Source organism: Bradyrhizobium sp. CCBAU 11361 (genome assembly GCF_028128935.1).
GTDB lineage: Bacteria > Pseudomonadota > Alphaproteobacteria > Rhizobiales > Xanthobacteraceae > Bradyrhizobium > Bradyrhizobium niftali.
This window is the reverse complement of record NZ_LBJZ01000193.1, coordinates 129,407-154,043: the sequence shown is the minus strand read 5'-3', so window position 1 is coordinate 154,043 and position 24,637 is coordinate 129,407. Positions and strand designations below refer to the sequence as shown.

Below are 24,637 nucleotides of genomic sequence, written 5' to 3'. Positions count from 1 at the left end.
AGATGGTCCGCGCGCTCTGCCTGCGGGTGCGCGACGAGAAGACGCTTCGAACTCCACTGAAAGGACTCCACCATGTGCGGCATCTGCGGGCAGTTTAACTTCCGCAGCGGTGCGCCTGTCAGCGCTTCCACCATCGAAGCGATGATGGGCACGATCATCCACCGCGGACCCGACGACGCCGGCCAGCATTTGGACGGGAATCTCGGCCTGGGTTTCCGTCGGCTGGCGATCATCGATCTGTCACCCGCCGGCCACCAACCGATGTCCGACCAAGCCCAGACGGTGTGGGTGGTCTTCAACGGGGAGATCTACAACTATCAGCAGCTCCGGCAGGAGTTGCAAAGGCACGGCCACGTGTTTCGTTCCAACTGCGACACCGAGGTGATCGTACATGGCTACAAGCAATGGGGTGACGCCGTGCTGAACCGCTTCAACGGCATGTTCGGCCTCGCCATCTGGGACGTGAAAAAGCGCCGGCTGCTGCTGGCGCGCGATCCGATGGGCATCAAGCCGGTCTACTACGCAATCTGCAACGGATCGCTCGCTTTTGGTTCCGAGATCCGGCCGGTCTGCGTTGCTCTCGGCGAGCCGCCGGGCGTTGATCCCGAAGCCGTTGCTCTTTTTCTGCGCTATCGCTACACGCCAGCCCCGCGCACGATGTTCAAGGGCATCCAGAAGCTCGCCGCGGGTGAAAAACTCGTTGTCGAAAACGGCCACGTGCACGTCTCGCGCTACTACCAGTTCTCCCCGGTGCCATTCGCCCCGCAGCCGCGCCCGGAGGAGGCGGCGGAAAAATTGATCGAGCTCTACAAGGCGGCCATCAAGCGGCATCTTATCAGCGACGTTCCGGTCGGCCTGCTGCTCAGCGGCGGCCTGGATTCGGGCCTGCTACTCGCGCTGATGAGCTTCTATGGCCGCGATTGGCACTCGTTCAGCGTCGGGTATGGATCGTCGTTCGCCGATGATGAGCTCGAGGATGCCGCCGAAACGGCTCGGACCTACGGGGCCAGGCACCACGCGGTTCACCTCACCCGGGAAACGTTTGAAGATGTCCTGCCCCGCGTCGTGAACGTCCTCGAGGAACCGGTCGCCGCGTCGTCGATCGTGCCCATGTACTTCGTCTGCCAGCGGGCCCGTGAAAAGGTGAAGGTGGCGCTCATCGGCCAGGGGCCGGACGAGCTGTTCGGCGGATACACTCGACACCTCGGCGTGCACTATGGCGCCGCCTGGCGCGCGCTGCCCGGCTGGTTGCGGACAACCAGTGCCGCACTCGCGCGCGCCCTCCCGCGGAACGATACGATCAAGCGTGGCCTTTACTCGCTGCACGAGTCCGACCGGCTTCGTCGTTTCCAGCAGGTATTCTCCCTGGTTTCAGACAACGCAATGCGGGGGCTTTTTCGCCCCGAGCTGATCGCTGACGGGGAAGCCACCGTGGCGGCCCGCTGCTGGGAGGAATTCCGGCCAGCCTTCGAAAACCTGGACGACCTGAACGCCTTTCAGTTACTCGAGCTGCGCTCGTCGCTGCCGGACGAGTTGCTCATGTATGGCGACAAGCTATCCATGGCGCACGCCCTCGAGGTTCGTGTACCCTATCTCGATCGCGAAGTGGTCGAGCACGTCCAGCAATTGGGCACGTCCTTCAAGGTGCGTCATGGCGTTCGCAAGTGGCTTCACCGCGAAGTGAGCAAGCGGCTGGTGTCGTCGGAAATCATCCATCGCAAGAAGCGCGCATTTGCGGGGAATGTGGTCGATGGCTGGTTCCGCCAATCACTCGACGGACGGATCCGGCAATACCTGACCGATCCGCAGTCACAGGTCTACCAGTTCCTGGAGCCGGCTGCGGTGAAGTCCATGCTGGGTGACCACGCCGCAGGCCGGGCCGACCGCCACAAGATGCTGTTTAGTGTAGTGGTGCTGGAGCAATGGCTTCGCATCGCCAAACAGCGAACGCGACGTCCACATCTTGTGCATTAAAGCGGGTTGCTAGATGGCGATCCGGTGCAGCATTCTGCGCTTGCCCTATGCGCCCGAGCTCAACCCGATCGAAAACGTCTGTCGCCATCCCCCGTCTTCGATGATTACGAGAACATCGCCGGCAAAACGTGTGAAGCTTGGAACTTCTTTGCCACCGATCCATCCCGTATCGCTTTCAATGAACTGCATCCTGTTCTGACCGGACACCGGCGTTAGCCGGAGGAGCTAGGCATGGTCCTAGGCATACGCCTATGTCCGGGGAGTTTTCGAAGGTGGAAGTCATCACCGGTGTTGCCCGCCGGCGGCGGTTCACAACGGAGCAGAAGCTCTCGGTCGTCAATGAGACGCTGCAACCGGGCATGTCGATCAGCTATGTTACCCACCGTCATGGGCCCTGCGAATGATATACCACGCGTCGCGCATATCTTGCCCGGAGGTCATGGTGCACGGCCGGATCGACCTCGCGACTTCTCGTCCCGAGCGGACACCTCAAAGAAATGCCTGCGCGCTTGAACATCACGGCTGACGACTGCGGCCGCAACGCACCGTGCCGTCCGCTCGCATGAGAACCGAGAGGGGTAACCCCGAAGGGTCCGCATATGGAGGGCGAGTCTTGGATATCCTACGTTCGTCCATCCGACGGCAGGTGTCCTGCCTACGCATGGGAATTGCTATCTTTCGCAGGACTTGAGCGCGTGACCAAATCATCCCCAGCTGTCAGCGATCAGAAATGCGGCAATGCCGTGCTTTGCCGTGGTCATCGTCTCGGTCATGCCGGGTCCGGAATGCAGTCCGGCTTGCACCATTGCCAGTTGTGCATTGTGATCCGTGGGGCGACGCGCATCGGTACCATTTCCTCATGGTTTGAGCCGCTCATGGAGAATTGATGAAAATCGCTATTCTCGTCGGAACTCGCCCGGAAATCATAAAAATGGCGCCCGTCATTCGCGAATGCCAGCACCGGAAGCTCGACTACTTCATCGTTCATTCGAAACAGCATTACTCCGAGAAGCTCGACGGGATCTTCTTCGCGGAACTCAATCTTCCCGCGCCGAAATACAATTTGAACGTCGGCTCCGGTGGTCATGCGAACCAAACAGGCCGGATACTGGTGGAGATCGAGCCGATTCTCATATCGGAGCAACCCGACGTATTGCTCGTCCAGGGAGACACAAATACAGTGGTCGCGGGCGCCCTCGCGGCACATAAGCTCCATATCAAGGTCGGACACATCGAGGCTGGATTGCGCTCGTTCGACCAAACCATGCCCGAAGAAAGCAACCGGATCATCGCCGATCATGTCTCTGACTATTTGTTCGCGGTCACCGACGTTCAGGTCGGTCACCTGAAGAAAGAGGGTTTGCCGGAGTCGAAGATCTTCAAAGTGGGTAATACGATTGTCGACGCTCTACTCTCCAATCGCGTTCAAGCGGAGGAACACAGCCAAATTCTCTCTGAACTGAAATTGCAAAAAAAGGGATATTACCTTCTCACCTGCCACCGGGCCGCGAACGTGGATGATCCCGATGCGCTGAACGAAATCATCCGGCTGATCAGGCAAATCCCCGGAGATGTCTGCTGGCCGATTCACTACCGCACGCAGAAAGTGCTCAAGGAAAGCGGAATCCGACTACCGCCAAATCTCACCTGGACCGAACCCGTCGGCTATTTGGATTTCCTGAATTTGCTTTCGAATTGCGCGGCCGTTATCACCGATTCCGGCGGCGTTCAGGAAGAGGCCTGTATCCTCGGCGTACCTTGCGTGACGATTCGCGATCGCACGGAGCGTCCCGAAACCGTGGACGTTGGCGCCAACGTCCTGGTGCACCGAAACCCTGAAGCGATGCTCGCGGCCCTCAATCGCCCGATCAAACTCTGGACCAACCCGTTTGGTGACGGTCACACCGCAGAGAGGATCCTCGACATCATCATGGGCCAACGTGTGCAGCCGGCTCTGCAAACGCATGATACAGTCTGCGTCGTAGGCTTGGGCTATATGGGGCTTCCGACTTCGCTCTTGCTTGCGAGTTCGGGTGTTCGGGTCACCGGCGTTGATGTGAGCAAGAAGAAAGTCGATGACATCAATAGCGGCCACTGCCCGTTTGAGGAACACGGCATTCCGGAATTGTTGCTCAAGGCTCTCAAGAGTGGAAACTTCGTAGCCGGAACCAGCCCCGTAGCGGCGGACGTCTTCGTCGTGGCCGTACCGACTCCGCACGAAAGCAAGAGATGCGACTTGTCGTTTGTCGTATCAGCGGTCCACAGCTTGCTTCCGGTCATGAAGGACGGAAATCTGCTGATCATCGAGTCAACGATCAAACCGAGAACCTGCGAGGACGTCATTCTTTCAATCCTTCGATCGAAGAAGCTGACGGTGGAAGTCGCGCATTGCCCGGAGCGCGCCATTCCCGGCAATACCTTGCATGAGATCGTGCACAATGATCGCATCATTGGCGCCACGTCGCCGGAAGCGGCACAAAGAGCGGCGCACCTTTATTCGAGCTTCACGAAGGGCACGATGCACACGACGAGCCTTTTGACCGCAGAGTGCGTGAAGCTGATGGAAAACACTTTTCGCGACGTGAATATCGCCCTGGCGAACGAGTTTTCGCTGATTTCCGACAAATTCAAGTTCGACATTTCGGCTGCGATCGAGCTTGCGAACAGGCATCCTCGCGTTAACATCTTGCAACCGGGTATCGGCGTCGGCGGTCACTGCATCGCGATCGATCCGTGGTTTTTGACCGAGGACATCGATGATCTCAATGTCATTAGAGCGGCGCGCGAATTGAATGATCAGATGCCAAACCACACCGTCGAGCGAATTCAACGGAAAATCAGTTCGTCCGCAAGGAAACTCGGACTGTTGGGAGTGAGTTACAAGCCGGACGTCGACGATGCTCGAGAAACCCCAGCTTTGCAAGTCGCAACCCTTCTCTCCAAACGGTACGAAATCCGCTGCCACGACCCCTTCGTGAAAGCTTGGGAGCTCGAGCTGTTCCCCCTCGAAGAGGTTGATGGATGGGCCGACGTTTTGGTGGTTCTTTCGAACCACAAGATCTACGGATCCAAGCAGTTTCGCTCCCCACTGCTTTCGTTCGAAGATTTGATCAACGCCGAAGCTGGAGTTCAGGCACCATCGCACTGAAGCTCTCCAACGTAGTGCCGCGATCATCGGAGAGCCTTCCAGACTGGAGCAAGCTCCCACGCCTGTGCTGCGCGATAATGATCCTCCAGTGGAAATGGTGCGGCAGAACTAGCTCGGATGGTCCGTGCTGGATCGCTGTGCCAAGCTTGAGCGGTTGCTTAAGCTTGCGAATGATGCGCGCTTCGGTCGATCCTCGGAAAAGTTTGACGCAAATCAGCTACGGCTGGCTTTGGAGGACCTGGATGGGGCCGTCGCGGTACGCTCGCCTTCTGCTGGTCGCATCTGCGGCGCCAGTTCGTGAAGATCGAGCGCGAAGCCGCGCCGGCACCGGCTTCGGTCGCCCGCGAAGCTCTCGAGCACATCGCGCAGCTCTACGCCGTCGAAAAGGTGCTGCGCGGCCGATCTGCTGCGGAACGAAGCGCTGGCCGGCAGGCGCATGCCCGGCCTCTGGCCGCCGCTTTGAAGCGATGGGTCGAAGCACAGCTCGGCTACCCGGGTCCTTTTGACGCTCCAGGCGGCGTTCGGCAGGACGGATAGCCACCTCTTCGAGTTCCACGCTGGCGAGATGCATTGGAGCATCCCTGATCCTGATGATAACTTTGGCCACCAGCCCATCGATGCTCGCAAGGCCAGATATCGTTCGCGAGACCGGCGCCAAGACGATCCATTACCTCTATGACTTCGGAGATAGCTGGGATCATGTGATCAGGCTCGAAAAATGGTTCGAGATCACGCCGACGGACGGTCTCCCGCTTTTTTTCGAGGTCGCTGGCCGCTGCCCTCCTGGAAGACGTCGGCGGTGCGCACGGCTATGCGGACTACCTCGAAGCTATTGGCGATCCCACCCATCCGGAGCATCAAAATATGCGTATCTGGGGCCCAGAGCGGTTCGATCCGACCGTCATCGATCGGCAGGCGCTCGACGCCACCGTAAACGCATTGTCGGAAAGGTGGAAGCCGCGTCGGCACAAGCTGCGATCAAAACAAACGTCAAGCGCCAATTGAAGGGGCCCCAGAGCTACGAACAGTCGGACGACAAGCCTTTCGGCCGCAGTATTGAGCACGTCGAACAGATGGCGCTCGGTCGCCACTGGGTTACATGGCGCGCGTGCCCCTCTTATCCGCCAACCCGCGATAAAGGCAGAGATACGCGTTAGTCATCGCATCGAGCGAGAACGCTGTTTCAATACGCCGACGCCCCTTTATACCGAAATCATGGGCAAGCTCAACGTTGTTAAGCAGTTTGAGCACACGATCCGTCAACGCTCCAGCGTCGTGGCTCGGCACAAGAAACCCTGTCCGCCCCTCCAGGACCAATTCAGGAGTGCCCCCATCGTTTGTTGCTACGATTGGTTTACCCAGTGCCATGCATTCGGTAATCGCGTTGGAAATACCCTCCCCATGTACGCGGCTGTTGGTAGCGAGAACTCCCACAGTGAACAGATTAGCGATACTTTCTACATCTTCCCGCCGTCCCAGAAATTTTATGCGCGACGAATGTTCTGGTGGGACGCTATTGCGCACTTGGCACAACTTTTCACCGTCGCCGACAGCCACAAAAGTAACATCGTCCCTAAGATGGCAAATGCGGCATGCCATTTCGACAAAGATTGCATAATCTTTATTAGGCGTGAAGTTAGCAACCATCCCGACAATGTGGGGGGTCGTGATTCCCAAAATGCTGCGAAGCTCCGCCTCGTCCGTTAAGTTGAAGACTCTTTCAGGATTGAACCCGTTGTAGATACATACACCTTTGCGCTCGGGAATATGGTAGGCAGCTAGGCCCGCGCGCGAATTAGCGACAACAATGTCCGAAAATGGAATAGTCAGCTTGCCCCTTGAATAGTTTTTATTCCACAGCGTCATATGCGGCGGCGCGTCTCGCACAAAGCCGTTCACGAAAGCTGTGCCGCACAGTTTCGCAACCGGAGCTGCATAAAGAGAGCACATCGAGCCCCAAGAGTGAATGATATCTATTTTCAAGCCAGAGACCAGCTCGTACAAACTCTTGAAGAGGCGCAGATCTCTCTTGCCTCTTCGAAGGAGCTGAATAATTTGCGCGTATTCATGGTCAATTTCGTAACGAACTTCGTCCTCGTCCGTAACCGCGACGAATGACTTTATGTCACGGTGAGGGGAAAGCCCCCTCAACAGTTCGACGATTTGTCGTTCTTTCCCTCCCCGGCATAGAGACTCCGTAAAGTGTAATATACGCATGTCAGCGCTCTCCCGGGGGTTCAGTCCAAATCGCAACGAGGCGTTCAGCGCAAATTTCGATGGCTAACCGGGTTCTATGTTGAGTCCTCCCATTTCCTCCCAAGCGCTGTCTCAATTCGGGATCGTCAATGAGGCGCCTCAATGCAGAAGCAAGTCTCTCGACATCACCGGGCTCGACGATCAGTCTAGTTCTCTCGTACTCAATCAGCTCTGGAAGTGCCCCCACTGGGGTACAAACGACGGTCGCGCCGTGAGCCAACGCCTCAATCACCGTCATCCGAAGATTTTCGCTGGAGCACCAAAATATTGTCCGCTCGCATCTGCGCCGCTCGATCGGGATCTCGGGAGTCGAAGGTAGTCTCGACAAGATACGTAGGGCCGACAAGCTTGGCCTCGAGCGGTCCAAGGCATAGCGCGCGGCGCTAACTTCCGTCGCTGGTTTACTCCAGCCGAACAGCCGGGATATCGTGCCGCTACCTTGCCCGGTCGCAAATTCCGGGTCTTGAGCAAGGCCGAGCGTCTCGATCACGGCGCTAGCGATGCTCTCGGACTTTATGATTTCGATCTGGCTTTCCAGGACCGTTGACACCGCCGCAGCGTCCAGAAGGGTCGCGTTCGAGTTTACGATAAGTAGTGCCTTGGCGATGAACGTCGGTACGGCGATGACGAGGTAAAGCGTAGCAACGCCGAGCGCCGCGAAACATGTCAGCGATACGATCGGTAGATGTCGTCGTATGAAGGCCAGCACGGCCAGCACTTCTGGCAGCGACACGACCGGCCCTGGACGAAATTCAGGCGGCCCATTGCCGCGATTTATCCAACTATCGGTCCTGTTGTTCTGCAACAGTGGTGTCTCAATCATCAACGCGACGATACCTGACCTCAGCTCGGGTCAATAGCTCCACTTCGGAGGTACCACATTTGGAAGCGCGGGCCTTCCAACCTCTACTTCCGCGCCGCCGACTTCGCGAGTGCGGGCGGCTAGATTGCCAATCGAACCGAAGCGGAACATCTTAAGCGGTTCGCGCGCTCGAACCATGAAATGGAAGGCTCTGGCCATGAACGTGCAGGAAGTCCCGTTCCGCAATTTCGCTCCGGCCACCAAGAAGGATGAAAGCAATTGAGCCTCAAGAAAGAAGCCTTCTACCTACTGCGCCGGGCGACCTCTAGGTCGATGCGTCAGGATCTCAAGTCGCGGCTCTGGCGGCTACGCCTAAAATGCGCCCCCCTGATCCGAGTCTGGAACGGAACCTTCTCGACTGCCGAGCTTGAGCTCGAGATTCGCCGGCATCTGCCGGACGATTTCGATATTCTGATGGTACATTGTTCTTACAATAGCCTGATCCCAATGTATCGCGACGATCCCGGCAAACTGCTCAAGGCCTTACTGCGCATCACAGGGCCCGATCGAACGTTGGCCATGCCAGCCTTCTTTTTTGGCACTCCTGAGAAGTACCATCTCGACTACTATCGCGCCAATCCACTGTTCAACGTGCGGCGCACGCCGTCCCAGATGGGAATTGCGAGCGAGCTATTTCGTCACTTGAGCGTCGTCTTGCGCAGCCTCCACCCGACCCACAGCGTCTGCGCGTTGGGGCCTCTTGCCGAAGAACTTACCCGTAGCCATCACCTGAGCTCCGCAGAGTGTGGGCCACTGTCACCGTTCGGGGTGATGGCGCGATATAAGACAGTGATTCTTGGCGTCGGCACCGAGTATTATCGTAGCCTCACGCAGGTTCACGCCATCGAGGACCACATGGGTCCCGACTTCCCCATCCCGCGCGAATGCGAGGAACCCATCCGCGTTACCCTGATCGACGGTGCCGGCCGGCATATTCCATACGTGATGTCGCCGCCTCTCTCGCGCAAGTTCGTGCTCAGGATCGAGCGACTGACCGGATTCCTTCCCCCGGGCGCTCTAACGGTTTGGAAATACAAGGGTGTTCGGCTCTACTGCGTTGAGGCCTCGGAGATTAACCGCGCGCTCGGAGCCGCTGCCGCGTCCGGTAAAACGCTATATATCGCGGCCTAAGCGTCCTCGCGACAAAGCGCGCCTTTTCTGTATTGCGAGCAGGGACAACCGAAACGATGCTGACTCATTTCGCCGCCGAGAGCGTTCGCGACTTCTTCCGCATTAAGTTCCCAGGCCAAAAAACGTCGGAACGACGGACGGATGATCGACGTAACCTTGAGGCGGCGGTCACCTTTATCACGCGATCCATAGAGCAAGGGAAAGGGTGCGCGTCCTCGAAGGGGTATAAGGTTGGCAAAGGATGGCTGCCTCCGTATCGAGAGACCACCGGGTACATCATACCGACGCTCCTCGATTTGGCTGATCACCTCAAGCGACCCGATTTGGCCTTGACCGCGGAGCGCCTGGGCGAATGGCTCTCAGAACAGCAAGAACCGAGTGGCGGCTTTGTCGAGCGCGATCTCCACGAAGACGCAAAGCCGATCGCCTTCAACACCGGCCAAATCCTTCACGGATTCAACTCGCTGATTTTACGCCGTGGACGGCAGGATCTCGTCCCCCACGCGCGGCGGGCGGGTGACTTCCTCGTCTCATCTGCTGACGAAACGGGATCCTTCGTGCGCAACGAGCATTACGACATGGTGCACTCGTACAACGTCAGAAGCGCCTGGGCGCTGCTGACCTTAGGTAGGCTGCTCGGAGAAACGAAGTATGAAAATGTTGCGCTCGCCAATGCCGACTGGACGGTGGCGCAACAGGTAGCCAATGGTTTCTTCCTCAACAACGTCTTCCAGCCAGGCTGGAATGCCAACACACATAGCATCGCCTATGTGCTGCAAGGGTTAATCGAGATCCACTGCATTTCGGGACGCGCGTCCTACCTCGCTGCCGTTCGCCGTGCAGCCGAGCGCATCGTTTCGGTCTATGGCACCAAGGGCTGCCTGGCTTCCGAGATCGGCGAAAATTGGGAGTTTCTCGCGAGGCATTTGTGCCTCACAGGGTACGCGCAATTGGCGATCGTCTTCTTCAGGCTCTATGGCCTGGATGGTGACAAGCGATTTCTCAACGTAGGACTCAATCTGCTCGACGACGTTGCTGCGACGCAGAACGTGATGTCGCCGGCGAAACCCTACTATGGCGGAATCAAGGGCTCGTTCCCCATCTACGGCCGCTATGCCCCTCTGCAATATCCGAACTGGGCAACCAAATTCTTCATCGATGCACTGCTCGCGAAGCAAAGAGCGCTGACTGGTCCTACTGGTCGGCCGCCTCAACTGTCAGCTAGTTAGCTCGCCGGAAACAGCACCCGATCGCGTGCACTGATCCTTCAGATGTTGGCGGTCCGATTATATCAACACACGATCCGCACTTGCAGCTCGGATCGAAGACTCCGTCTGCATGGTTTGCCCGGCGCGGTAAGCGTAGCTCAGCGGCCCTTTATTGGCGCTTGACGTCTAATTTTGACCGCATGGTGCGCCGACGCGGCTTCCATTTTTCCGACAAGAGGGTCACCTTGATCCGGACCGCGGTCGTGTTGAGGCTCATGCTGCCGGCCTCGGATCCTATGCATGCATCGTGTAGGTCGATGCCCAGGGGAGCAGTTCGTCCAGTCGTGCTGCAGGCCAACCATTGACGAGCTTCGCGAGAACGTCGGCAAGCCAGTGCTCGGCACTGACGCTATTGAGCCTACACGTCTCAATCAGCGAAGCCAGCAATGCCCAATTCTCCGCACCCTCGTCGCAACCAGGAGGACCATAGCAGCGCCCTTCCTTGGCTGCAGCCGTTGGGTTAAGCCAAGTTGCTGCTGTATTTTGTGACTTTCTCCGGGAGGAGCCTCACTCGGAAGGAGTGCTTACAAAGAGATGCTGTGTATCTGGCTGTGAAGGGTCACCATAAAGTGAGGCCAATCAATCGTCCTGTGCTCGCGCCTGGCCGGGGGAGCAACGTCAATGTCGTGCGCAGATGCTGCCGCCGTCGAGGAGGAGATGGGATCGGGTTGAAGAGGTTGGAAGTGCTGACACCTGCCGATGTCGTCATACTGGCTGTCGCTCATGATCACTATGTTGACGGCTGGGTGCTCATGCGGCGGTTTCTGCGCGAAGGCTTGGGCTCGTGCTCGACGTCAAAATGGAGCTCGACCGTGCGTTAAAGCCCGAGGGCATCGAATTGTGGCCGCTCTGATGCCGAAGGAAAAGATAAAAGATACTCGTCACCGGCGTCGCCGGCTTTATCGGATTTCACGTTGAAGCGCGCCTTGGGCTGCTCAAGGGTGATGCCGGGTTCACCTTTGGGAAGTTCGACCTGTCGGACCGCACGGCATCGAAATCTCTGTTCGAACAGCATCGTCCCGCCCTGGTGGTTCACCTTGCCGCACAGGCGGGCGTCCGCTACTCGGTGCAACATCCTCATGCCTATGTCGATGCCAACCTTCAAGGCTTCACGAACGTGCTGGAGGGCTGCCGCCATAGCGGCTGCAAGCATCTCGTGTTCGCGTCATCCTCATCGGTCTACGGCGCCAACACCAAATTGCCTTCTCGGTGCGCGACAATGTCGACCACCCGTCAGCCTCTATGCGGCGTCAAAAAAAGGCAACGAGCTGATGGCACATGCTTACAGCCATCTGTATCGCATCCCGGCGACTGGCCTGCGCTTCTTCACCGTCTATGGGCAGTGGGGTCGGCCCGACTGGCCATGTTCATCTTCGCCATTCTCGCGGGCGAGCCAATCAAGCTCTTCAACCACGGCAAGATGCGACGCGATTTCACGTTTATTGACGACGTGAGCCAGGCGGTCGTGCGCCTGATCGATCGCCCGCCGCAAGGGCGAGCGGATTGGGACGGCGGCCACCCCGATCCAGCGACCGGCAGCGCGCCTTGGCGCATTTACAATATCGGCAACAATCGCCCAGAAGAGCTGACGCACGTGGTATCGCTGCTGGAACAGGAGTTCGGCAGAAAAGCCGTGAAGAAGATGTTGCCCATGCAACCCGGCGACGTTAAGGCGACCTATGCCGACGTCGCCGATCCCGAACGCGCCATCGGCTTTCGGCCGCAAACTGCAATCGAGGACGGGATCGCCCAGTTTGTGAAATGGTATCGTGATTATCACAGGATCTAGGGCGGACTGCCATGAGCCGATCTTTGATCATGTGCGGCTGGGCCGGAACGCGGTGCGCAACCTTCAGGCTGCCAAGGCCTCTGGTTAACGACTTCGGAATTTTTTCTCCGCCGCGCCGGACCAACTTAATAACAGTTTGGGCCAACGTCCCTGACGGATGCCATTGATTCTGCCCTCAACAACGCGAGAGCAAATCGGGCCGAGTACACCGCCCGTTCCGCTCAAAGTGACAGACCTGACGTTTCCTTAACTTCCTCCGCGACTCTCTCGTCCCCGGAAAGGCTGAGCACAACCTCCCCTGGCCGGCGCTCGAAGAGATTCTGGCAGCTTGAGCCGTGTAGAGTAACTCCTTTATCCTCGGGTCAAGCCAGCTGACCGGTGCAACTAAGCCCAGTGGGGTTATGCAATTCGCGTCCGGTGATATTTTCTGTCCGCTCACCCCGCTGCATTTCACATTGACCGTGCTCGCTCGTGCCTCCAAGTACACGAGGGAAGGTACGAGAAGTCGGCCTACCGAAGGCGACCCGGTCGACCAGGCGACTGAGTTCGTGTCCTGCGCCAGCATTTTCAAGCATTGCTAAGGCGCTTTTTCACTCGCGCCACGAACGAGAGATATCACGGAGTGATGGACCTTCGTGAGCACGAACCCAAGCAGCACGGTCGTCATAAAAGCCGAAGACTTCGCCACGAGTCGCAGAAAAACGGATGTGTCTAGCTCATAGGAGACAATGTGAGCGGCCAGCACACCAACCGCAACCACAAGGGCGACTTTCAAGGTCTGATCCATAGGTATCAATTTGGCGATGCTGGTTCCGAGTGCCTTGGCGACCTTGATCAACGCCCACCACTCCCAAAGAACGAGACCGGCGATGCTTCCTGCAACCGCACCGGCGAGGCCGAATAACTGGAGACCAAGGATGCTCACGGCAATTGACAGCAAAAGCGATATCGCGCCGGTCGTCGCGGCCTGCCGGCCGAATCCGAACGCCCAAAGCAGGTGGCCGGCCCCGAAAACAGTTGCGATCTGCCCCAATAAATAAATTTGCATGAGCGGCACTGCCCCGAGATACTCGCGTGTATAGATCAGTTCCACAAGGTCGTCCGCGGTCGCTATCAGCCCCCCGTAGACCGGCAGCATGCATACCAGCAGCAGATACGCCTTCGATACCAGCTCGCGGGCGCCATCAAGGTTGCCCTCGCTCACCAGGGAACTGAAATTGGGCAGAACCGCATTTCCCAGAGGCTGTCGGACCAACGATGCGAAGAGAGTGACCACTGATGCAATCGAGATGAGTGCAAAGGCCGAGCTCGAGAAGTTCGCTGCCACGACCCATTGATCGGCCTGCGCGCGCAAGGCGAAAAAACCGTTGGCCATCGCAAAGGGCAGCGAATACTTCAACTGCGCGCGGGCCAACTGGCCGTCGAATCCGAGACCCCGTTCCTGCGCGGCAAACAGGCCATAGAAGACCGCTAGCCCGACCTTCAGCATGGCTAGGCCGCACATCACCACCAGAATAAACCCGACATCGCCAGATGCGACTGCCGCACCTGCCAATGCCGCTGTCCTGACTATCGCAAACCCGATCGTTGCGCAGGCCCCCCACTCCGCCTTTCCGTCCGCCGTCGGCAAGACATCAAGAATCGACGCCAATATCCAAGTGCCGACGAAAATCTGAACGAGGGGCGAGTGACGCTGGAGGCCTGCAATCGAACTCGGCAAGACCGGCATCAGCCCTAAAAGCAACAGAATGGCGAGCCCCCCAAGGGCCAAGAGACTTGCGAACGTGTTGCCCACCAGCTTTGGGCGGGTTCCGGGAGCGGCGCGCGGCAGGAAGTAGAATAGGGACTGCGGCAGGAACAGGGAAAAGAGGATCAACCCTGTCTGGGCGACCAGCCACACCAGGCGGTAGTCCCCAAACTCCTGCGCGGTCAGGTGGCGGACCAAGATGACAGGTACCCCCAACTGCAGAGCATAGTCGAGCAGCCCCGCAGCCACGAGAAATCCTGCCTTGCGGCGAACCCCCAATCTCATGCCGAGCGCGCCTCCTGTGTGCGGCCCTCTCCAGCAGACCTTCGTACTTCCAGCGTGTGGAGCAAAGGAAAGGTGCTCATGGATGCGCTGACGATCGCATCGTCCGAGGTCGTGACTGATATCGCGGGATTCCCACATCGTTCGCTGGACCTCGCTGACGTAGTTGAACCGGTCGCTGATTAAATCAGCCGCATCTTCCTGTCCTCGTCGGGCGCCAGTTTCGTGCGTGGAAGATTTCGATGATCGGAATTCGCACCCGCGCCAGCATCCTTGCCAGGTGGCTGCAGAATAGCGGATAGGAATTGACGCACACCAGCACCTCCGAATCGAAACCGCGCAGCCATTTGGACAGCCGATTCAGGCCGCGGAAATCCCACCCGCGGCGGAAATCTGCGCACCACTCCTGTGAAGCGCAGTCCGGCGTGATCTGCGCGAGCACATGCTCCGCACGCTTCAAATAAGGCAGTGCAACCCGGAATCGGCCTTTCTCAATCGAGTTGAAAAGCTGAAGCGTATGCTTCTGCGCCGCCCCCAGGGAGGTGACAAGAAAAGCTGTGGCGGTTTGCTCGACGCGCGTCATTTTTTCCTTCGGCGAACCACTTCCTCGATTGCTGCGACGTAGGGCTTCAGCACCACGTCATCGCCATGCTTCCGGTCCATATAGCTCCTGCACCGCGCGGACACCTTTCGCCATTCCGTTTCATCGGCAATCAAGCGCTCCGCAACGCAAGCCATCTCATCGATGGACCGGAGCGAGACACCCAGGCCTTCGCGACTGATAAGTCCATCAGGATCAAAAAATGATGTTACAGGAACGCCGCGACTCCAAGACTGAAGGAAGGTATTGGGAAAACCCTCCGTGTCGGAGGTATTGACGAAGACCTTGGCGCGGTCATAGAGGTCACCTACGTCGTGATAAGGCACGCGACCGCAAAACGTCAGGTTCGGCAGTCTCTTCGCGGCATACTCGATCTTGCTGTACAGATCGGAAAAACCCGGTTGTGGACCACCGACCATGTGGATATGCCGGGAAGGCATGCGACGCGCCAACTCGATCGCGAGTTCGGGCCGCTTGAAGGCACTCAGGTTGCTGACCCAAAGAATTTCCAAATCGCGCTGATCACGATCCAGCCGCCGACCCGGGGGATCCACCAGCGGGTCTGCGACCACGCTCGTCACCTTGTAATTTTCAATGAGCGCGCGTTGCTGGCCCGCGTGCTGGCAAAGGACAGTATGAGCGTGTCTCAATCCATATTTGTACAGTTGTTTGTCTCGGGTATAGCGAATCAACAGTCGTTCAGGATCGGCATCGGTGTCGTGTGCCAAGCGGTGTATGAAGCCACGTCCATGCCGGCGGCAGAACATCGCGACCAAGCCGACTTGCATGCCCGCACAACTCGTGTAGTAAACGTCCGCATCGGCCCGCATCAACGCCGCCCACGTTGCGGTCCAGCGGGGATAAACAAAACGAAGTACCGGAAGACCCGCATCCGGACGGTACGCCTTGTAGGTCGAAACGCCGTGCCAGGCTGCTGCGTCTGGCTGACCGTAATCCCCGACGACCATGGAAACCTGGTATCCGCGAGCAACGAGTGCTTTCGCGAGCAACGTCTGCTGTAACTGCGCCCCGCCACTACCATAGTGGTTGTATTCGCGGGCAAGGACGGGAAGGTTTTCGAAACCGACGAAACACACCTTCATGGCTGCGGTCGGCTTGGTGAACTTCTTAGACTGAATGCCTTTAAGTGTTGTTGCCTCGTGCTCCCCAAGCGAGTTCGCCATGGATTCTTTTCCTACCGAACCGTTCCGGGCGGCAGCCAGCTGTTCGCTCGCGGCGCCATGCCTAGGCTTTGGCGTAAAATGGCTCGGGCCAGAATGCCGGCGAACAGCGTATTGGACTTGGCATATCGCCACCACATGCGTCCCGGCTCCTGATAAACACGGTAAAGCCATTCGAGCCCGAGATGCTGCATGGGAACCGGCGCCCGCCGTACTGCGCCGGCAAGGATATCGAACGAACCACCGACACCCATGATGAATGGCACGCCGAGCGCATCGCGATGGGATGCAAGAAAGCGCTCCTTCCGCGGCGAAGGCATGCCGATAAACAGGCAGTCGGCGCGGCTAGACCGAATTTCACGGACCACGTCGGCCTCGTGCTCTCGTGTGAAGTAGCCGTCCCTGAGGCCAGCGAACGCAATCGAAGGATGCTTGTCGAGGACTCGCCGCGCGGCCTGTTGCAACACACCCGGAGTCGCTCCGAGAAAATACGGTTTGAATCCCTCCCTTTCACAGAGTGCAAGAATCTCGGTGAGCAGATCGACGCCAGTCACGCGCGACTTGACGGGCAGCCCGAGTGCCCGTGCGCCCCACACGATGCCCATGCCATCAATGCTGATCACATCGCTACGAACGACATCGGCAGCGAGCACGGGATCAAAGCGCATGCTGACGAACTTGGCGACATTGAGCGCAACATGTTGCAAACGCTGCCGGCTACGCATCGCCCTGTGTGCCAGTTCGACCGTATCGGCCATCGTCAGGACATCAATCGGGCATCCTAAAAATGACGCACGCATCGTTACCCCTCTGGCGGCCGTCATGCGGACGCAGCTAGATCCGAACACCGCACTTTTCATTCGGCGACAATAGGCTTGGAATGTGCTGAGCAAGTGCAACCAAAAGGGTTGTTACCTTGGGGCTGAGTGGCTACCCAATTATGGGTAGCTCGGCGAAGAACCGATTTTCGGTACTGCCCGTCGAGGAAGCCCGACATTACAAATTTCGACGAGGCGGCCAGGGATATTCAGTAGCGCGGCTATTGGAGCGAACCTCGTCTCAGTACGGCGAGCGTCCGGGCGAACCGCGAGAACGCAGCGCAATCGTGTTCTGTCGGACCGCAGGCGCTTTGCTTGATCGTAGCTACACCCTACGGCCCGCATGGGGCGAGGAGGAATTGATCGCCTTACGGATCTCATCATCGATACAATCGACCAACGCGGAGATCTTGGCGTCAAGGTCGAGCGACCCAGCCTTCGAGATAAAATCACGATCCTTCTGAACGCAGGCACCTCCCCGGGCCAACCAAATCGGCGGCGGTCGAAATCCGGGCAGCTTCGCATTACCCTCCTTGGTTTCCTTGATCCAGAAAGGGTGTGCCACAACTCGTTGATGCACTCGGAAAGCTGGCATGCCGCACCAACTGGACCGCTATCACAGCTGGAAGCGGAGAAATCCAGCAAACCCGCGATCGGGCTCAACGGCTCGGAATCGCCGATCGCGTGGACTTCCCGGGCTGGCTCGGCCCTTCAGAAACCGCGGCCCTGCTCCAGCAGACCGATATTCTCGCGCTCCCATCGTTTGTCGAAAGTCTGCCAATGTCGATCATCGAAGCCTACGCTTACGGTGCAGCTGTGGTCGCAACACCTGCTGGTGCTGTTCCCGAAGTCATTGCTCACGAACGCAACGGGCTCCTCGTGCCCGTGGGGGACGCTGAGGCGCTTGCCAATGCGCTTAAACGATTGCTCGAAGATGGAGCGTTGAGGCGGCGCCTGGGCGACGCCGCCCGCCGCGACCATGCGGAACGATATGAAAGCGCCTGGCGTCGATTTGGCGGAAGGCTGCACGGCGTTGAGTCTCCGAGAGACTTGTGTAACCGCCGGCCCTGGCCTCTTCTTGGACAAGCGCAATCGCGCGTACGCTTCCGGCGGCGCGATCATTGCAGCGCCGGTTCGGACGAGAATCATAACGAGCCCCCCTCCGAAGACGCCTCAGCCCATTGTCGGTCGGGCCAGGCGAGAAGGATCTTCTCACCGCTTCCGACGTGACCGCCGCGCGACCAGCGTTTGCGCTGCCGCCCGAACCCCGCTCATTTCGAGCAGCAAAGGACATTTCCGAGTCACTTGCACTGCTCACCCCAATGCGGGGGCAGCGCGAATGGCTATGCGAGCGCCGTAACGACCCGACACGGTCAGTTGACCAGTTATCGTCCCAACCCCCACTTCATTGGCAAGATGCTCTTCTCGTAAAACCGCACGCACACGGACCTCCATATGGAACTGCATCGATTGCTATCTCTTCTCTCCAGCGAACTAGCTCGCGTATTCCGAGCCACCAGGATTGCATGCGCCGCGTCAGTGCGCCGGTCAGCACGTAGATATTAATGCAGCGCTATTGCGCTCGAGGATCGGTAGCGCTACCGAAACATTGTCTCGGTACCCGTCATCGAAAGTAAGGACGGCCTAGCGACTCGATCAGTCATTTCGAGCCAGCCGATCAAGACACTCAGCAAGGCTTACAATCGTCCATCCTTCTCGTTGCAGCCACTTGAGCGAGTATCAAATAGCTCAACAGAAGCGGCGGTCATCAATTCCGTCAAACTGTGGTCCACCGCAGCGCGTGATCCGTTTGGCTCAAAGTTCGATATGTTCCAAGAAATGAATGCCACCTCGATAGACGCGAAGGCAAGCGGCGTCCTTTCGTAGGGTACTCTAACAACCGGTCCTTGTAGCTACCCCGTTGTGAGTATTGTGCCGGCCCTTCAGGCTGCCGAATACTCCAACAGTAAGTATCCACTTCGCCTTGAAAAGTTGCTATGGTCGATCCGGAGGGAGCCGCGACTATGCTGAGACAACTTCAAGATCGGATTTCTTCAAGGGCACGGAAGCGACGCGGTCAATTCCTGATGCGCGTGGTGGATCTGCCTCTCAACGCGAGAATCCTTGACTTGGGTGGAGCGACCGGGCGTCACATCCACGACGTCTTGCCGTGTCACTCGGACATCACAGTTTGCGACATCTCCGAACGAGACCTGAAAGCAGCTCGGGAGACCTATGGCTACAAGACCGTGCTGTTGCAGGAGTCCGGGAATCTGCCGTTCCACGATAAGGAATTTGATTTCTGTTTCTGCTCGTCGGTGATCGAGCACGTGACCGCGCCGAAGCACGACGTCTGGAACATCACGGGCGATGCCGCTTTTCGCTCGATCGCACGGGAACGCCAGGGGCAATTTGCCCGCGAGATCGCGCGCGTCGCAAAGCGGTTCTACGTCCAGACGCCATATCGCTACTTTTTCATCGAGAGTCACACCTGTCTTCCGGGCATCATCGTGTTGCTGCCGCGAAGGCTGCAGATTGCGCTGTTCAGATTCATCAATCGCTTCTGGTTCGCGTCAACCGATCCGGAGTGGTATCTGCTCGATTGGCGCGAAATGGCCGAAACTTTCCCTGACGCAAAGATATATCGCGAGCGCTATCTTTGCATGACCAAGTCCCTGATGGCGGTCAAGGCTTGAGGCCTAACCACGGGCAGCGGCTTCCGGCTTCTGCGGCGCGTGTTCTGTACGATAGATTCAGATAGAGCGACGATGAGAGGTTGGACAACTTTGCTCAGTCGGCCAAGAAGTGTCACTTTGGACGCGTGAGGACTGCCCCTGATCAGAGGGGAAAGGCTTTCGGATGACTCTCGAGAAAGTGGTGCTCGGTCCCAACGATCAGGTTCCGCATTCGCAACTGATCGCCTTCAGGGAGTGGTGTGAGGACCGGACTGGCCAGCACCTGCCTGATCATGCCGCGATGGACCGTTTCTCAGTGAAGGAGTTCCGCAGCTTCTGGCGCCTCTTCCTCGAGTGGTGCGACTTGCCCCGGGAGGGTGCGGTCGAGCCGGTCTGTGTCGGCGATGCTTGCGAGACCGCCCGCTTCTTCCCGGATCTCCGCCTCAACTACGCCGAGTGCCTCCTCGCTGGCGGTCCCGACCAGCCGGTCCTGACGGCCTGCCACGCCGGTGGCAGCCGCGACCGGTTCACGCGTGGCACACTGCGCGTCGCGGTCGCCCGGCTGGCGACATCGCTGCAGCGGCTGGGCGTGCGCCGTGGCGACCATGTCGTGGCGATCGCACGCAACAATGCCGAAACGGTCATTGCCGCCCTGGCCACCGCTGCCCTTGGCGCGACCTTCGCCAGCTGCGCGCCGGACATGGGCGTTCCCGCTATCCTCGCACGCTTCGCCCCTCTCGAGCCCGTGGTGCTGCTCTGTTGTCTCCGGGCAGAGCCGTGGGACCTGGGCGTCCCCGTCGCCGCGCGCGTCGCCGGAGCGGCAGCCGGCCTGCCGGGCCTCGCCGCGATCGTCTCGCTGGACAACGGCTCGCTTCCCGGCGGCGAGAGGACGGTGCCCCTGCACAGGCTCGCTGATCTGCTCCGCGATTCCGTTGGTGGCGAGGACCGGCCGGGCTGGCTGCGCCACCCGTTCAACCAGCCCCTGTTCACGATGTTCTCCTCCGGCACCACGGGCCCGCCGAAATGCATCCAGCACGGTGCCGGCGGCACCCTGCTGGAGCATGTGAAGGAGCACCGACTGCACTGCGATCTCGCCCCCCGCGACAAACTGTTCTTCCAGACCTCCTGCGGCTGGATGATGTGGAACTGGCAGCTCTCCGCGCTCGCCTCCGGCGTGGAGCTCGTTCTCTACGATGGACCGCTCGAAGGGCCGGAGACCTTCTGGCGGATCGTTGCCGAGGAACGCGTGACCGTCTTTGGCACCAACCCTGCCTATCTAGACTTTTGCGAGAAGGCAGACTTGTCCCCCGGACGGGTGTTCGACCTTTCCGACCTGCGGGCTGTGCTCTCCACCGGCTCCATCCTGTATCCCCGCCAGTACGACTGGCTCGGCGGTCAGGTAAAAGCGACGATGCCGCTACAGTCGATCTCGGGTGGCACCGACATTATCGGCTGCTTTGTTCTGGGCAATCCGAACCTGCCGGTCCATCGCGGCGAGGCGCAGTGCCGCAGCCTCGGCCTCGATGTCCGCTCGCTGCTGCCGCCCGACGATCCGCAGGCGCGGGTCGGCGAGCTAGTATGCGCCAACCCGTTCCCCTCGCGCCCCCTTGGCTTTCACGGTGACGCCGACGGCACGCGCTTCCATGCCGCCTATTTCGCCCAGAACCCCGGCTTCTGGACGCATGGCGATCTGATCGAGGCGACGCCCCATGGCGGTTGGCGGCTGCATGGCCGTTCCGATGGGGTTCTCAATGTGCGCGGCATCCGCATCGGCACCGCGGAGATCTACCGCATTCTCGCTGACATCGAGGAGATCCGCGAGGCAATGGCGGTCGAGCAGCAGGCCGAGGAGGAGGCGGGCGGCTCGCGCATGGTTCTGCTGGTCGTGCTGCGCGAAGGCCTGGTGCTCGACAACATGCTGGCGAAGCACATCCGCTCGGAGCTTGCGCGCTGCGGCTCTCCTGCCTTCGTGCCGGCGCGCATCGCACAGGTCGCGGCACTTCCCGTGACCTTTAGCGGCAAGCGGTCCGAGGCGGCTGCGCGGGATGCGGTGAATGGCCGCCCTGTACGGAACCGTGATGCCCTGCAGAACCCCGAATGCCTCGAAACGATTGCCAAGCATCCGGCTGTCCTCGCGCCTGCAGCCGTCCGGGTATCGCGAGCGCCGGCGCCAGACCATGGGGCGATCCCGGATGGTGACCGGCTGCGGCAGGACCTGCAGGCGATCTGCGAGCACGTGCTGGGCGTCTCGCCCATCGGCTGGTCCGATAATCTTCTTGGCCTCGGCGCGGACTCGCTGGCAGCGGTGAACCTGCTGCTCGAGATCGAGGGCTATGCTGGGCGTCCCATGCCCCTTTCGGCTTTTCTGTCGGCGCCGTCGGTCGAAGGCTTGGCCGCGGTACTGCCTATCGGCGCTGAGGCAATGGCGGCGCAGCATTCTGGTTGGGGTCCGGACGACCAGGAGCCGGTCTGCCGCTTCCTCGACGAGGCCTTGCCGCGAGTCGAGGCGGCCACGTGGCGCAACAATGTGAAACGACACATGATTTCACCGCTGTTCAATCGGGCGCGTCGCTTCTATCGAAACAGACACGCAGGACGCTTCCGGCGCGAGTTGGCAGCGGGTCACCCGCTAAAGCTGGAAGAAGTCGAAGCGGTGCTCGATCAACTCAGGATCGGCAGCGGCGATCGCTTGAGCATCCACTCGCATAGTGCCGTGCTCGCCCAAATCCAGGGAGGCATACCTGCGCTGCTCGAGCACCTCAAGGAACGAGTGACGCCCAGGGGGCTGCTCTGGATGAACACGTCGCCGTTCCGCGGCTCAATGTCGGAGTACGCAGCGACGGATCCTATCTTTGACGTGCGCCGCACGCCTTCGCAGATGGGATTGATCAACGAGGTATTCCGACGCAGCCGCGGCACGACGCGCAGCGTGCACCCCACTCATCCGGTGGCGTTGTGGGGGAGTAATGCCGAGGACTGGGCCGCCGGGCACGAGGACGATCCCGTGCCGTTTCACCTCAACGGTCCCTATGGCCGCCTCTATCGCCGCGGCGGGAAAGTGCTGTTCATGGAGCTGGACGGCTTGCATCTGACCGAAATTCACATAGTCGAAGGCATTCTGCGCGACCAATTCCCGGTCAAGGCCTATCTCGAACGGCCTGCCGACATGCGCGTCGTAGACTGGCGCGGTCAGCAGCGCAGAGTCAGCGTGTTCTTGCACAACCCGGTGTTCGGCGCACAGATCGACCCACGCCACTGCTATCCGGAGATGGAACGCTTGGGCATCGTGAAACGTGTCTATCTGCGGGGATATATTCCGTTCGTCCTCGTCGACGTCACCCCCATGGTCGACTACTTTCTCGCTCGTGTTTCGCACGGCAGGGACTACTACCATCGGACGAGTGGAATCGGATATCTGCGCGGCTTCTTGGAGCGGCTCGAAAGCAAGGCGCCACAGGCGGCCGCACTGCCGGCCAACTCGACCTGAACATATCCCTCACCTCACCCAAGTTGAGAAGGCTGTCGAGTCCCTGCCCGGCACCGATCCGCAGGAGCAACTCTTTACCTCAGCGGCTCCAGAAGGACGAGGGCGTTGCCTTTCACGACCTGCTCATATCAGGACCGTGTTCAGCGTCGCCTGGCGCTTCTCCGCGTCGATCTTCCTTACCTCCGCCACGGGGTTAGCCTGTCGCCCATGTTGATGGGGCGCAGGAAACCGCACTGTCTGAGTGAGGTAGACGGTGGCAGCGCACGGAGCCGGCTTGCCGATGGCGGCCGAGATGAATCCCAGACCAAGCATGCCGTGAACGACACACTCGACAGGCTGTATTCGGAGTCGTGCTCCTGCCGATCTGTATGCGAAGCTGGGTTACGTCACCTCCGCGCTAAATAAGACAAAGGCGCAACAGCGGTGGCCCGATTTCGGCTCGCCTTCAGCGGCCTCGACAATCGTCGCAAGCATACCCGCGTCCCGCCGCGGCCGGCCCGGATCGTGACACCATCGATCTCGATCTTCCAGCATCCGCCTTTGGCTTACGTCGCAGTGCGGCGCGCGGGCTCGCCGGCAGGAAGCCGGCTTCTTACCGCCCGCGCAGCGCTTCCCGATCGTATAGCGCCAACGGCGAGAGAAGATAGCTGAGGATCCTGCGCGCCGGTCTGGATCTCGACTGTCACGGCCATGCCGGGACCGAGCTTGACGAGCTTGTCCTCCACCTGTGCGACCGGTCGAGTGATATCCGCGCGGCGTTCGGTTGGGGTGAATCAGGCCTCGCTGTCGGTGTCGGAACATTTCCCGAGCGCAGGCCGACGACGAACCCAGTAAGTTGTTGCATGATTTGCAGCAAGACCGAAGGATCGATGATCTATCTCGATAGTTCAGTCGCGCTCGGCACGGTCCGGGCGGGAAGATTTGGGTCAGCAGTCCCGCGTTCCGGGTACAATGAATGCTTGAGGCGCTGGACATTTGTGCACGCATCGCGCCTGCACTGCAGCTTACGCGATTGGGAGCAGAAAAACAGGCTCTGAAGCGACAAGTCTCCTTCGGAAGTGCCTCTCTGATGTCCACATCTTTTCCAAGATGTTGCGCGCGCCGACGTGGTCCCGGATCGCAGTTTCCGGGCGACTGTAGGCCGAGACTGACGTCGGACCTGGCGGCGACCAAACGGCAGATCGCGGCTAACCGCCAGAACGCGCGCAGGAGCACGGGACCCAAGTCCAATGCCCGCAGGAGACGCACCTCGAACAACGCGCTGCGTCTCCAACGGCGGGACGAAGACGGAGGCGCTTGCCCCTCGCATCGTGGGCGTAATGTGGACGAGGAGATAGCTATCCGTTTTATTCATCGGGAGCATCTTCTCGGCTCACAGTTACACTTCTAAGGCTTCGCACATCAGGTGAAACAACGCG

General features: G+C 59.3%; 16 protein-coding genes and 4 pseudogenes. 13 read left to right on the top strand and 7 right to left on the bottom strand.

The features are described from left to right. Positions 1 to 72 precede the first annotated feature (72 nt). The 7 genes and pseudogenes from asnB to XI08_RS33700 all read left to right on the top strand — a co-directional run bounded on the left by asnB (position 73) and on the right by XI08_RS33700 (position 6,127). A complete protein-coding gene (asnB, locus tag XI08_RS33725; RefSeq protein ID WP_271577704.1) occupies positions 73 to 1,974 on the top strand; it encodes an asparagine synthase (glutamine-hydrolyzing) in 1,902 nt (633 codons plus the stop codon). Between the two features lie 272 nt (positions 1,975 to 2,246). Continuing rightward, positions 2,247 to 2,378, top strand: a complete 132-nt coding sequence (locus XI08_RS33720; protein WP_442869884.1) for a transposase — start codon at positions 2,247 to 2,249, stop codon at positions 2,376 to 2,378. A gap of 482 nt (positions 2,379 to 2,860) precedes the next feature. After that, the gene (gene wecB, locus XI08_RS33715; RefSeq protein ID WP_271577703.1) at positions 2,861 to 5,122 is read left to right on the top strand and encodes a non-hydrolyzing UDP-N-acetylglucosamine 2-epimerase; all 2,262 of its coding nucleotides are present in this window, start codon (positions 2,861 to 2,863) and stop codon (positions 5,120 to 5,122) included. A 124-nt stretch (positions 5,123 to 5,246) separates the two neighbouring features. Next, positions 5,247 to 5,423: a transposase domain-containing protein gene (locus XI08_RS46460; RefSeq protein WP_442869883.1), complete on the top strand. Its 177-nt coding sequence runs from the start codon at positions 5,247 to 5,249 to the stop codon at positions 5,421 to 5,423. Then, a pseudogene (locus XI08_RS33710) lies at positions 5,378 to 5,614 on the top strand (IS66 family transposase); the annotation flags it as partial. The gene XI08_RS46460 and the pseudogene XI08_RS33710, both read left to right, overlap by 46 nt. 98 nt (positions 5,615 to 5,712) lie before the next feature. After that, a pseudogene (locus XI08_RS33705) lies at positions 5,713 to 5,847 on the top strand (IS1096 element passenger TnpR family protein); the annotation flags it as partial. A gap of 43 nt (positions 5,848 to 5,890) precedes the next feature. Then, complete coding sequence (locus XI08_RS33700) at positions 5,891 to 6,127, top strand: IS1096 element passenger TnpR family protein (protein WP_333928827.1); 237 nt, start codon at positions 5,891 to 5,893, stop codon at positions 6,125 to 6,127. Positions 6,128 to 6,217: 90 nt separating this feature from the next. On the opposite strand, the gene XI08_RS33695 is transcribed toward XI08_RS33700, so the two are convergent. Both XI08_RS33695 and XI08_RS33690 read right to left on the bottom strand, forming a co-directional pair. Further along, a complete protein-coding gene (locus XI08_RS33695; RefSeq protein WP_271577702.1) occupies positions 6,218 to 7,339 on the bottom strand; it encodes a glycosyltransferase in 1,122 nt (373 codons plus the stop codon). 1 nt (position 7,340) lies between these two features. Next, positions 7,341 to 8,183 (bottom strand): glycosyltransferase, encoded by an 843-nt coding sequence (locus XI08_RS33690; protein WP_271577701.1) that lies wholly within the window; start codon positions 8,181 to 8,183, stop codon positions 7,341 to 7,343. Positions 8,184 to 8,459: 276 nt separating this feature from the next. On the opposite strand from XI08_RS33690, the gene XI08_RS33685 reads away from it, so the two are divergent. Then, positions 8,460 to 9,371 (top strand): AAC(3) family N-acetyltransferase, encoded by a 912-nt coding sequence (locus XI08_RS33685; RefSeq protein ID WP_271577700.1) that lies wholly within the window; start codon positions 8,460 to 8,462, stop codon positions 9,369 to 9,371. A gap of 56 nt (positions 9,372 to 9,427) precedes the next feature. Then, entirely contained in the window at positions 9,428 to 10,600 is a 1,173-nt protein-coding gene (locus XI08_RS33680; RefSeq protein WP_271577699.1) for a prenyltransferase/squalene oxidase repeat-containing protein, read from the top strand. A 273-nt stretch (positions 10,601 to 10,873) separates the two neighbouring features. On the opposite strand, the pseudogene XI08_RS33675 reads toward XI08_RS33680, so the two are convergent. Next, positions 10,874 to 11,056 (bottom strand): annotated as a pseudogene (locus tag XI08_RS33675) (transposase domain-containing protein); the annotation flags it as partial. A gap of 457 nt (positions 11,057 to 11,513) precedes the next feature. Between XI08_RS33675 and XI08_RS46080 the strand changes: the two are divergent. Then, a pseudogene (locus tag XI08_RS46080) lies at positions 11,514 to 12,428 on the top strand (NAD-dependent epimerase/dehydratase family protein). Between the two features lie 577 nt (positions 12,429 to 13,005). Here the strand turns inward: XI08_RS46080 and XI08_RS33660 are convergent. From XI08_RS33660 to XI08_RS33645, 4 genes are all read right to left on the bottom strand, one after another. After that, complete coding sequence (locus XI08_RS33660; RefSeq protein ID WP_271577697.1) at positions 13,006 to 14,460, bottom strand: lipopolysaccharide biosynthesis protein; 1,455 nt, start codon at positions 14,458 to 14,460, stop codon at positions 13,006 to 13,008. A gap of 184 nt (positions 14,461 to 14,644) precedes the next feature. Then, complete coding sequence (locus tag XI08_RS33655; protein ID WP_271577696.1) at positions 14,645 to 15,040, bottom strand: hypothetical protein; 396 nt, start codon at positions 15,038 to 15,040, stop codon at positions 14,645 to 14,647. Next, complete coding sequence (locus tag XI08_RS33650; RefSeq protein ID WP_271577695.1) at positions 15,037 to 16,242, bottom strand: glycosyltransferase family 4 protein; 1,206 nt, start codon at positions 16,240 to 16,242, stop codon at positions 15,037 to 15,039. Before XI08_RS33650 ends, XI08_RS33655 begins: the two co-directional genes overlap by 4 nt. A gap of 11 nt (positions 16,243 to 16,253) precedes the next feature. Continuing rightward, positions 16,254 to 16,997: a WecB/TagA/CpsF family glycosyltransferase gene (locus tag XI08_RS33645; protein ID WP_271577694.1), complete on the bottom strand. Its 744-nt coding sequence runs from the start codon at positions 16,995 to 16,997 to the stop codon at positions 16,254 to 16,256. Between the two features lie 618 nt (positions 16,998 to 17,615). Here XI08_RS33645 and XI08_RS46455 point away from each other — a divergent pair. The 3 genes from XI08_RS46455 to XI08_RS33630 all read left to right on the top strand — a co-directional run bounded on the left by XI08_RS46455 (position 17,616) and on the right by XI08_RS33630 (position 23,219). Next, positions 17,616 to 18,287 (top strand): glycosyltransferase family 4 protein, encoded by a 672-nt coding sequence (locus XI08_RS46455; protein ID WP_442869882.1) that lies wholly within the window; start codon positions 17,616 to 17,618, stop codon positions 18,285 to 18,287. A gap of 794 nt (positions 18,288 to 19,081) precedes the next feature. Then, complete coding sequence (locus XI08_RS33635; protein ID WP_271577692.1) at positions 19,082 to 19,753, top strand: class I SAM-dependent methyltransferase; 672 nt, start codon at positions 19,082 to 19,084, stop codon at positions 19,751 to 19,753. A gap of 163 nt (positions 19,754 to 19,916) precedes the next feature. Next, positions 19,917 to 23,219, top strand: a complete 3,303-nt coding sequence (locus XI08_RS33630; protein ID WP_271577691.1) for an acetoacetate--CoA ligase — start codon at positions 19,917 to 19,919, stop codon at positions 23,217 to 23,219. Positions 23,220 to 24,637: the final 1,418 nt, after the last annotated feature.

Excerpts from the sequence above, each read along its gene's own strand:
- XI08_RS33660 (WP_271577697.1), bottom strand. The coding sequence starts at position 14,460 with ATGAGATTGGGGGTTCGCCGCAAGGCAGGATTTCTCGTGGCTGCGGGG.
- XI08_RS33650 (WP_271577695.1), bottom strand. The coding sequence starts at position 16,242 with ATGGCGAACTCGCTTGGGGAGCACGAGGCAACAACACTTAAAGGCATT.
- XI08_RS33655 (WP_271577696.1), bottom strand. The coding sequence starts at position 15,040 with ATGACGCGCGTCGAGCAAACCGCCACAGCTTTTCTTGTCACCTCCCTG.
- XI08_RS33695 (WP_271577702.1), bottom strand. The coding sequence starts at position 7,339 with ATGCGTATATTACACTTTACGGAGTCTCTATGCCGGGGAGGGAAAGAA.
- XI08_RS33630 (WP_271577691.1), top strand. The coding sequence starts at position 19,917 with ATGACTCTCGAGAAAGTGGTGCTCGGTCCCAACGATCAGGTTCCGCAT.
- XI08_RS33645 (WP_271577694.1), bottom strand. The coding sequence starts at position 16,997 with ATGGCCGATACGGTCGAACTGGCACACAGGGCGATGCGTAGCCGGCAG.
- wecB (WP_271577703.1), top strand. The coding sequence starts at position 2,861 with ATGAAAATCGCTATTCTCGTCGGAACTCGCCCGGAAATCATAAAAATG.
- asnB (WP_271577704.1), top strand. The coding sequence starts at position 73 with ATGTGCGGCATCTGCGGGCAGTTTAACTTCCGCAGCGGTGCGCCTGTC.
- XI08_RS33680 (WP_271577699.1), top strand. The coding sequence starts at position 9,428 with ATGCTGACTCATTTCGCCGCCGAGAGCGTTCGCGACTTCTTCCGCATT.
- XI08_RS33635 (WP_271577692.1), top strand. The coding sequence starts at position 19,082 with ATGCTGAGACAACTTCAAGATCGGATTTCTTCAAGGGCACGGAAGCGA.